Raw genomic sequence first — 9,978 nt, forward strand, 5'->3', positions numbered from 1 at the left:
ATCCCGAAGGTCGGGAGGCAACAACATGGGCGAATCGTGGTCGATATTGACGAACTTGGCTGCCATGCCCCGAGCATAGCAGCCGCTATCCAATTCGTCACTGGTCTAAGTCCGACAGACTGCTAGCCAGATCATCCTCGAAGGTGATGCCGTCATTCCCCTCACCCGCCCGATCCGCGAACTAGAACAAGCTCTCTCCGCCTTGTGAGCTCGCAGTCCGGCATTTCCGACTAACTCAAAAACATTGACCCGTCTGCGACTGATCGAGCCGCAAGCAGAGAAATTTGGCGGCCTCGAGAAGCGGCCGGTCTTCAACTCGCTGCTAATGACCGATCGGTTGCCCCTCGCCGTTGGAGAGATCGTCATCCGTCCAGAACTCCCGATCAGGGCCTGCGGAAACCAGCTCCATGTGTTTTTCAGAGAGGGCGTGAAAGAACAGTGGCGTACCCCATGAGTCGGCGAGTTCATCGCCAAGAAGAGCCTTGCAGTCAGGTGCGATGAAGATGATCTTCTTGGGGTTATTGCCTAGCAGTTGAGCGGTGATTTCGGAATTTTCTCCGACGGGGTTCTCCTGATAGGCGTAGCGGTAGTGATCCAGGATCTGCGAAATCACCCCGAGAGATTCTTCCGGAGGCATCGGTGCGGCGATCATGCGACTGGCCTCAACGGATGGATTGTAGAACACCCGCCCATCGGAGAGGCGGGTCAGGCGGGGGTCGTTAGGATCTGGAATATCTGCCGCTTGGGTGGATGTTTGCTGACTGTTTTCTTGAGGTGTCGCCGTCTCGCCCTCCGGTTGAACCGGGGTGGAAGTGTAGTCTGAAACATGGACAGGCTTGATCCAAAAAAAACCAATCAGGGCCAGAGCCACGAGCACTACCAGGACGATGATTGCACCTTGTCTCATGCCGAGGAAGGGCATTCCAACTCAAAGGAAGCCGAGGTTAGTGCCGGAATCGAAGGGAGAGTCGAAGCGATAGAGGTTCGGGAAGATGGTCTCCATCTGGCTGCTACCAATAGGCACGCCGAACCAGTTGGCCAGTTTGGCGGAAAGCTGATCCACGGAGGTAGTGGGGATCCAGCGGCCACGGGCGCCAGAGGGGACGTCGCTAGTGCTGCCGATGCCGAGTTCGGGGTAGGTACCGTAGAAATTTCCACCATTGACCGCACCTCCGAAGACAAAGGTGTGGGTGCCCCATGCGTGGTCGGTGCCGGCGGATGCGACGTTGGTTTTGTTAGGCGTCCAGGTGCGGTTGAAGTCGGAGGCCTGGAAGGTGGTCACCTTGTCGTAGGAGAAATCGCTGTCCTTGAGATCGATTGCCTTCATGGCGGCGTTGAACGCACCCACCGCCTTATCCAAGCCTGACAGAAGATTTGGCAGGGAGGTATTGATGGAGGCGTGATTGTCATAGCCACCCATCTGCACGAAAAAGATCTGTCGGTTGTTGCCGAGGCACGATCTGCCGGCGATCAGGCGAGCGACGGCTTTGAGCTCATCTGCAATTCCCCCGGTGGCGCCATAGCTGGCAAAAATGGAATTGAAATTGATGCCAAGTGCGGTTTCCACGGCCATGGCTTCGTTGATGAGTCCCTCGTTCCTGCGGGCGCTGCGGATCACCTCATTGTACCCTTCCTCGATGATATGCGCCTGGCTGTATTGCATGATACGCTCGAAGGCTTTGAAGCGGTTGCCGGTTGCCGTCGTTTTGTAGGAGCCGTTTCCATTCAATGCATCCGCATAGTTGGTGCCGAAACCTGCCAGGCTGATGGCGCCGGTGGAACTGACGGCATATTGGCTGTTTTGACCTCCGCCTTGGAATCGATTGCTCCCGGCAGCCGTGATTAGCATGGAGGTCTGGCTGAACTCGTTCCAGGTATCATTATATAAATCCGCCACACGAGCGCCCCAACCGGAGGTGTAAGGCTGGTCGGCGATGGACGACATCCACTCGGTGACCTGGTCGGAGTGGGAAAATAGTTGCTTTGGCAGTTTGGCGCTGCCGTAGGCACTCTGGGTAGTGGGTTCCGCGAGGGTGCCAACGTTGGTGATAAAGGCGGCTTCGTTCGCGGAGAACATGGAGGCCATGTTAACAAGCGAGGGGTGAAGTCCGAACGGACTCTGGCCGGGAACGGTGATCGGAATGGTGAGGTCCGCGCCCGAGGGGTTGTAGGTTGAATGGACGATGCCGTTCGCGATAGCGACCGATGCCCGATCCGCCGAATAGACACCAGCGTAGGGGTTGCTACCACGCGGAATCAGGATGTTATTAGCATCACAACCGCCACTGAGGAAAATGCAGACCAGTGCCTTGTAGTCGCTGGGATCATAGGCGGGATCGCTGGTGTCCGCGGCCGCAGAATTGACGAGCGAAAGCTGGGCGATGGTATTGACCAGCGGGCCGATGGACATGGCCCCGCAGGTGCCTGCCCGGATGAACTGGCGGCGTGAAATGGAGTTCTGGTTCCTAGACATGGGTTACTTTCTGATTTGGTATTCGGAGGTGAGGCTCAAAAGGTAGAGGGCGTCCTTGAACTTGTTGAGTCGGTCGGAGGAGTCGCTGGAACCATCGTTGGCATTATTGTAGCCAGCAGTGATCGCGTCGATGATGAGCTCACGCGGGTTCTTCAAAAGATCATCCGCTCCGGCAATGCTGGGATCGTCATTGTCGGTTGCGTCATACGGGTAGCGCAATTTGAACAAACCGTTGGTCAGCCGTTTGTCGAGTGCGTCGAGCAAGGCTTCATCCGCGAGGGATTCGCTGGTGCGACCGCCCGCCGCCCCAGGAGCGGTAGTTGGGTAGAAGTCATCAGCGAGTGCCTGGAGTGGCAAGCGGAGATGGTCGAAGCCCGAAATGCCGGGAGGATTGCCGAAGAGCGTATTTTGATCGGATTCCTTTTCACCGAGATATTTGCCTGCCTGACCAGACGATCCGTAGAGGAGTGTTTGGAAATAGTTGATATTGCGGATGATGTCCGGCTCGGTGGCAAGCTGCAGTTCCGGTGCGACGAGTCCGGCATCGCTGATGGCTCCACCTTTCGCATAGTCCGGCAGGTAGAAGTTGAAGACGGTATCTTGATAGGCCGGGTCCATCTGAAGGCCAGTGGTGCCTGAACCCCTGGTGTAGGTATTTCTGAATCGCACGTTGCGCTCCTGCGCGTTGAGCTGGGCGGCGGGGTAGCCGAAGTTTTCGAGATAGAGATCCGGCGTTGCAAAGTTGATCGCCAGCGAATCATAGGGAGACTCGCCAGCTTCGGGCTCCACGAGTGGGAAATAGGTGTGGCCACCAAGGGTGCGAACCATCTGCTGGTAGGCCTCAAGTGGTGACTTTTTCATTCCGAAGGTGGTTTCGTTCAGATTCAGATTCCGGGCCTCGGGGTCGAGCAGGATCGCCTTGATGGTTTGGCCGAGGTCACCTTCCGAGTTCTTGAATGCGGTGGCGACGCGGTGGAGGTAATCCTTGGATGGATTGGAGGTGGTGAAGCGCTGAATGAGCCGCTTGGAGATGAATGCCGGGGTGCTGACGTGGCTGTGCACCATGTCGAAGTCCGGTTGCCCGTCACCGGGTTTACCAGCTAGCCAGTCGATCGCGCTTTCGATGTCAGCTTCGCCTTGCTGGCTTAGATTAGTGATAGCCGTGTTGTCAATTGTGGTACCGGCGAAGGTTTTTGTTCCTTGCGAGTGATAGGCACCGAACATCTTCATCGGGTAGAGGAAGGTCCTCGTGCGAAGTCCACGGGTGATGTGTGAGGCGAAGAAGTTGTTATTGGTGGGTGAATACGGCACACCGCCCCAGGTGGGAACATTACTTGTCGGTGCATAATTGCTCACCCCTTGTCCGGTAATGATTTTCGCGAACTCCTGGATGTCGGCATTGGTGTAGGTGGGCTTTGGAAGCCCTTCGTTATTGAGCTTCAGCGTGCCGTCGCTCCACATGTCGAACAAGCCGATAGAGAAGAGCTGCATGTTTTCCCGAGCCAGATTTTCGTCGGGATAAGAGTCGAAAGTGCCGTCATTGTCGAAATCGATCGCCTTCTGGTTCTTGATGCTGGAAAGCCAATGCCCCATCACTGGACTCCAGTTCACGAATCCAAGGACATCCCGGTAGTGGTCGAATGCATAAGCGTTGAGCACATCCCGGTAGTTGGCGGAGCCATAGGAGTTTTCCCTGATGTAAAGATCCACATCACTCGTGACGACGATTTGCTGGAGGGCAAAACCCATCTTGTGGCGCAGCTGATCACGGCCATTGAGCTTGAGTTGCCAATCGGCGCACAGCACATCCTCAGGGCCGAAGTGATTCAGATTGAATCCATTGCTCGAAGATAGAATGTTTTCCTCGTTATGTTTGAGTGGGTAATTCGCGCTTAAATACCAGTGTTCAGGAATCGGACTGCTTCGATTGATCGAAGGCCATGGTGTCGGAATGGGAGGCGTGGGGATCGTTCCGTTGGTGGGGTTGCGAACCGGGTCGTAGATTCCGGATATTTTCAAATGCTGGAAATGGCTCGCAATCGCGAAGTCCAGTAGGAATGTCTGGGGGGTGACCAGCGGGTTTGCCTGATCATCGATCCATTCTGAAAAGGCCTGATGGCGATGGTAGCTTGTGTCGCTGAGACGCGCAGTGTTGATTTTCTCAAGCATGACAGCGACGTTTTCATCGGTCGCTCCGAAGGTGGCTTGGTTAAGAAAGCGCCGCACCTCGACCTCAAGAAGCTCACCCGAGAGCTGTGGATATTCGGCGGATCCAGGGGTAGCTGCTGCGGTAGCATCACCGGGGTCGGAGATGGAGCCGCTTGAGAGACCGAGGAATGCCCAGATCTCGCCAGCTGGGTTGCTGACCGTGTGGACATTCAGATAGAGTGGCGTTTCGGAATTCTGACCGAAGAGGGAATCAATGATGGTCTGCTTGGAGGCCGCGCCACCGGCGGAGGGGATGGCACCGGATGAGGTCGTGAGATCCCAGAGGTAACTTGTCAGCGGGCCGTTAAGCGGATCGGATTCGTCGTCACCGGGCGTCTCGGTGATGGCGTAGATAATATCTCCAGGAGCGTTGCCCGAATTGGACTTATGCACATGGGAGTCCTGCTGGGCGGAAGTCAGGTTGGAGAATTCGTCCCACAGATGGATCTCCGTGCGGGGGCCGTTGACGATTGCAGTGACGAATCCGGATCCAGAGGTGGAAACTACCGCCCGGCCATCCTGGCTGAAAGCGCCAGTGAATACAGAAGCGTTGTTTGGGTGGTCAGGAAGATCGAAAATCTGGATGGAGGCACCGTTCTGGACAGTAGAGATGTCATAGTCGGTGGAGACTTTGATAGCGAGGTTGACGGTCTCCGGATACTCGTTGATGGCGTCACTGGTGGCGATGAGGGTTAGAACCTTGCTCACTTCACCAAATTCGAAATCCACGGTGTCGGTGATGGTGTTTCCGTCCTCATCGACCAAGGTGTAGTCGGTGATTTCAGCCTCCTCATCTCCGGCACTGCCGATGAGCATGCAGCAGGAACCGTCGCATACGGTAGCGGTGCTGCCGGTCGCCACCAGTGGGGCGATGCAGAGTTTTACGGAGAGTGGCTCGAGGGCTCCGCTGCGGGTGATGGTGATTTCAGCATTGTCCGGCGTGGCGCTCGGAAAGTTGCTTTCGAAGGCGGCGGCGTCTGTCCCGTATAGTGCAATCTCCGGCTTGCCTTGGGACTGTGCGAGAAGTGCGGTGAGAGCCGTGGCATCGGCAGTTCCATTGGATGATTCAGCATCAAAAAAGAGAAATGGATGAAATTTTGCGAGAGCGAGTTCCTCCCAATCCGACAAGCCGTCATTGTCCTGATCCTGATCGCGGATCGCCAGTCGGTAGAAGTTCCTCTCTTTTTCCACTCCAGCCATGTTGGAAACCAAATAGCCGCTGCCGGCGATCGGACCATCGGTGATCTCCCAGGCATCGAAAGCAATATTAGGATTCGTGGTGAGCTTGACGGCGACTTCTCCGAACCCCTCAACGAGGGTTCCATCCCGGAAGGTCAAGCCAGTCGCCGAGCCCACCAAAGTCCCGTCCAAATTCGAAACGTAGAGATCGAACCTATCCTCGGCAACGGTCACGGGACCGATCGGGGTGGTGTATTGAAATCCGAGGGGATTGATCGTCGCCACGAACTCGACCCGGAAAGTTTGGTTGAAGGCCACATTGATACTGGCACCGTTGCCCACAACTCCGCCCCCACGCACGGCCGCACTGGCACCGGAGTCCTGCTGTTCGAGATTGATCCTCGGTCCCTCCTGGTTATTGCCTGTATTCTTGTTACCAAAGAACAAACCGGTCAAACCGTGGGGAGTGCCAACATCACTCATATTGAAATGCCATGTCGCATAGAGATCCGTGCTCACCTTTGGGAAAGAAAGCCTCATGATCTGGGTGTCTCCCTGGTCTCCTGTCAGGCTGACTCGTTCCGCGTTTCCGGTCATGCCGCTGATGCCCAACTCCAAAGCCGAGTCGGCGGGCCAGATCAGACCAGTTTGTCCGCTGGAGTCATAATCATGAAAGTAGTCCGAACTCGTCGCTTGAAAGCTTGGCGCGGTGAATTCCAAGGAGAGGTCGTCACGGTTCAGCCTCTCGATGGCATCCAAACCGGGGCCTGACCAGGCAATCCCGGCATGTTGTGAAGGAACCGCCGAAACATAGCGCAATTCGAGATAGTATTTCTGTCCGGCTGTTAGGGTGATGCCCGCAGACTGCTGGTTTGGATAAGTCATCCATTCCTCGATACCAAGCCCGGTCTGCCCAGGTAAAACCTCGGCAATTCTCGTCCCTGGTGACGCATTTCCAAAATAGAGTTCGGCGGGCCCGCCCGAGTTCACATAGAACTGGTAGATCCCTGACTCCGGGGCCTTGATCGACATGATGATGCGCGCTCCGTAGCCAGTCGCCAAGAACTCGGGGGCCTCCGGATCAGCGAGATAAGTCACGCCATCAGGAGCAAGTGGAAATGAAGGCAAGCTCGTGAGGGAGCTGATCGATCCCGTGGTCACGTTGCCCCAAAATTCCACTCTCACCGGACTGAGCGCCACGGATGCGCCGCTCATTGAGAGAGTCAGCGCTCGATCTTTGCCATCACCCCACCATCCCGAATTGATCGCAGTGAATCCCGATAGATCCTCTGATTGCTCGATGGTGTAGAATTTGCCACTGAGGGTCTTGAAGGACAATTGGAATTCATTGGGACTATCTCGAAAAAACTCGCTGACCAGATCGGGTTTGGACGCGGCGTCGAGCGGATTGGTTCCCGCGACTGCCTCCTTCAAATTCGAGAATCCGTCGCCGTCGTCGTCGACAGCCACTAATAGCGAGCCGGATTTGAATTGCTGTTCCCAAACGTCGCTGAAGCCGTTTGAATTTTCGTCCAAGGCGGAGCTTCCGCTTGCTAGAAACAAGAGCAGCAAAGGAATTCCGGTGGAGGCCTGAATGGGTTTCATCGAAGTATGGGGCAATCCTGAAGATTTGTTGTGGCACCGGGACTGGCGCTGGCGGAAATCGCATCAACCACCCCTTATTCTGACCTCCCCCGTCTGCTCCCACCATCACGTGAACACATGATGCAACAGGAATGAAGATTCAGTCCAAAAAGGCTAGGGAATAATTGGAGCGTTCATCATTTCCATCAAAAGAGGCGATTACCGACCCAAAAAAACTTCCGGCTCTTATCGATTGCCAAGTCCGCTAAACCCGCCAATTTTCACGACAATATCATGACTTCCCACTCCCGTCGCCGTTTCATCCAATCCTCCGCTTTTCTTGCAGGTAGCGCTTTCGCGCCAAATCTCCTGCTCGGCCAAGACAAAAAACTCTCCGAACTCAACGTCGCCGCGATAGGATGTGGAGGAAAAGGAGCCAGCGATATTTCCGAGATCTCCACAGGTAATCGTATGATTGCACTCTGCGATGTCGATCATCGCCGCGCCGCTGAGTCCTTCGCGAAATACCCCGACGCAAAACGCTACTTCGACTACCGTGAACTGTTTGCGGAAATGGCCGACCAGATCGACGTCGTCACCATTTCCACCCCGGACCACATGCACTTCCCCATCGCCGTGGAAGCCATCAAGCACGGTAAACCGGTCATGGTGCAGAAGCCTCTGACTAACAACCTCTGGGAAGCTCGACAGCTTGCCGAGTACGCGAAGGAAAAGGGCGTCCTGACGGTGATGGGAAATCAAGGGGCCACCACTGCCTGCACACGCCTGCTCCGCGAATGGATCGAAGCGGGGGTCATCGGTGATGTCACCGAAGTCCACTACTGGACCAACCGCCCAATTTGGCCTCAAGGGCCCGGACTCAAATTTCCAAACCAACCGATTCCCGAGGATCTCAAGTGGGACATTTGGCAAGGCACCGTCGCCACGGATCGTCCTTATAGTCCGAAAATCCACCCCTTCGCTTGGCGGGGCTTCTGGGACTACGGCTGCGGAGCCCTTGGCGACATCGGTTGCCACAGTTTCAACTCCGCTTTCTGGGCGCTCGATCTCGCTGGCGACTTTGTCGTGGAAGCCAGCAAGGTTTCCCCCTTCGACGAAAACATCGCACCCAAACGCTCGACCATCACCTACGACTTCCCAGCGAAAGGAAAACGAGGACCCGTTAGAATCATCTGGCAAGACGGCGTCAGTGATCCGAATACCGACAAGGAATTCCTCCGCCCACCCGGCATTCCAGCGGATCTCAAGCTACCCAACGAATTTGGGCAGGTCTTCGTCGGCACAAAGGGAGCGATCTTCGTGCCCGATGCCTATTGCAGTGCCACGCCACGACTTTTCCCGGACACGCTCATGGCCGAAGCCAGAAAAGTCGAACGAGTCTACCCTCGAGTCATCGGCGGCCCAACCCAGGAACTCTGCCGTGCCATTCGTAGTGAAGGACCCAAGCCAGTCTCAAACTTCGTCGACCACTCCGGACCTCTCACCGAAATGGTGCTCGTCGGCAATCTCGCCGTTCGCCTCGGCAAGAAGATCGACTGGAACTCCCAGGACATGAAGGCTCGTGGGCTACCTGAAGTCGATGCCTACCTGAAACGCAAATACCGCGACGGTTGGGAGCCTAATCTCGCCTAACCCGTTAGACCGGGCTACTCAAAGCTTCGCACAGAAAAAGCCATTCATCACTTCGCGACACAAGTAAGAGTCTAGAGCCCAAGGTCAGTCCTGAATGGAGCAACAACAGTCTCGCTTCACCCTTTCAAAGCTGCACCGTGGAATCACCGTGCAGCGGCTATACTGCCGCGCATTAAGATTTGGGATTTGAGTAAGACCGAAAATCCCGAGTTCACAGCAAAGGCGCTCGAATAATCCGCGGGGTCGAAAGTTTCTGGATGCAGGGAATATGGAGAAGGACTTTCTAAGTCCTTTGCGGTGGAAGTGGGGTAAGATGACCTTGGGGTTAGGCGAAAGGGGTTGCCTACTTCGCCAGAAGCTACGAAGGCCAAGACAAACTCCTTCTCCATAGTGCTCCGCATAAACTCACCCAGGCCAGGAACTGAGCCGTCATACCAGGCATCAATTCAAGGAGCTCTTTTTCACAATTCTTAATGCGCGGCAGTATAGACATACCGAGCTTGCCGGCTCGCTCATCCTGCCAACTCTATTTTCGATTTTTCTCTGCTTTAATTCACTGATATCCAATGCTTTGCGTCTTGATCTAACGCGAATGACCGGCAGCCATAGCAACGCTTTAGATGCGTATCATCTCCGTATCCCTTTCGCGGGTTTTGGCAGATATCGGCGGACCTTGACGTCGTTCTTCTGCTCCGGCCCCGGCGTGCTCCGTCCCTGGACGATGAGCTCTTCAAGTAACGCCTGCAACTGGGTGACACGTTCAGGTTGTTCCGCAGCAACGTTCCTTGTTTCGCCACTGTCATTGGCCAGGTCGTAGAGCTGGACGGGTTGCGACTGGTCACCGCCCTTGCCCCAGCCACCAGAACCAGGCCCCGGAATGT

The 9,978-nt window shown here is 55.6% G+C and carries 4 protein-coding genes and 1 pseudogene; 1 reads left to right on the top strand and 4 read right to left on the bottom strand.

The features are described 5' to 3' along the window. Positions 1-322: 322 nt before the first annotated feature. From WBG04_RS15470 to WBG04_RS15480, 3 genes are read right to left on the bottom strand one after another with little or no spacing between them, the layout of a single operon-like run. Positions 323-907, bottom strand: a complete 585-nt coding sequence (locus tag WBG04_RS15470; RefSeq protein WP_424315358.1) for a hypothetical protein — start codon at positions 905-907, stop codon at positions 323-325. A gap of 21 nt (positions 908-928) precedes the next feature. Further along, entirely contained in the window at positions 929-2,473 is a 1,545-nt protein-coding gene (locus WBG04_RS15475) for a DUF1501 domain-containing protein (protein ID WP_424315359.1), read from the bottom strand. Between the two features lie 3 nt (positions 2,474-2,476). Then, a complete protein-coding gene (locus tag WBG04_RS15480) occupies positions 2,477-7,465 on the bottom strand; it encodes a DUF1800 family protein (RefSeq protein WP_424315360.1) in 4,989 nt (1,662 codons plus the stop codon). A 273-nt stretch (positions 7,466-7,738) separates the two neighbouring features. On the opposite strand from WBG04_RS15480, the gene WBG04_RS15485 reads away from it, so the two are divergent. Beyond that, complete coding sequence (locus WBG04_RS15485) at positions 7,739-9,097, top strand: Gfo/Idh/MocA family protein (RefSeq protein ID WP_424315361.1); 1,359 nt, start codon at positions 7,739-7,741, stop codon at positions 9,095-9,097. Positions 9,098-9,724: 627 nt separating this feature from the next. On the opposite strand, the pseudogene WBG04_RS15490 reads toward WBG04_RS15485, so the two are convergent. Continuing rightward, positions 9,725-9,978, bottom strand: a pseudogene (locus tag WBG04_RS15490) (arylsulfatase); the annotation flags it as partial.

It is taken from the genome of Haloferula sp. (assembly GCF_049672945.1).
GTDB lineage: Bacteria > Verrucomicrobiota > Verrucomicrobiia > Verrucomicrobiales > Akkermansiaceae > Haloferula.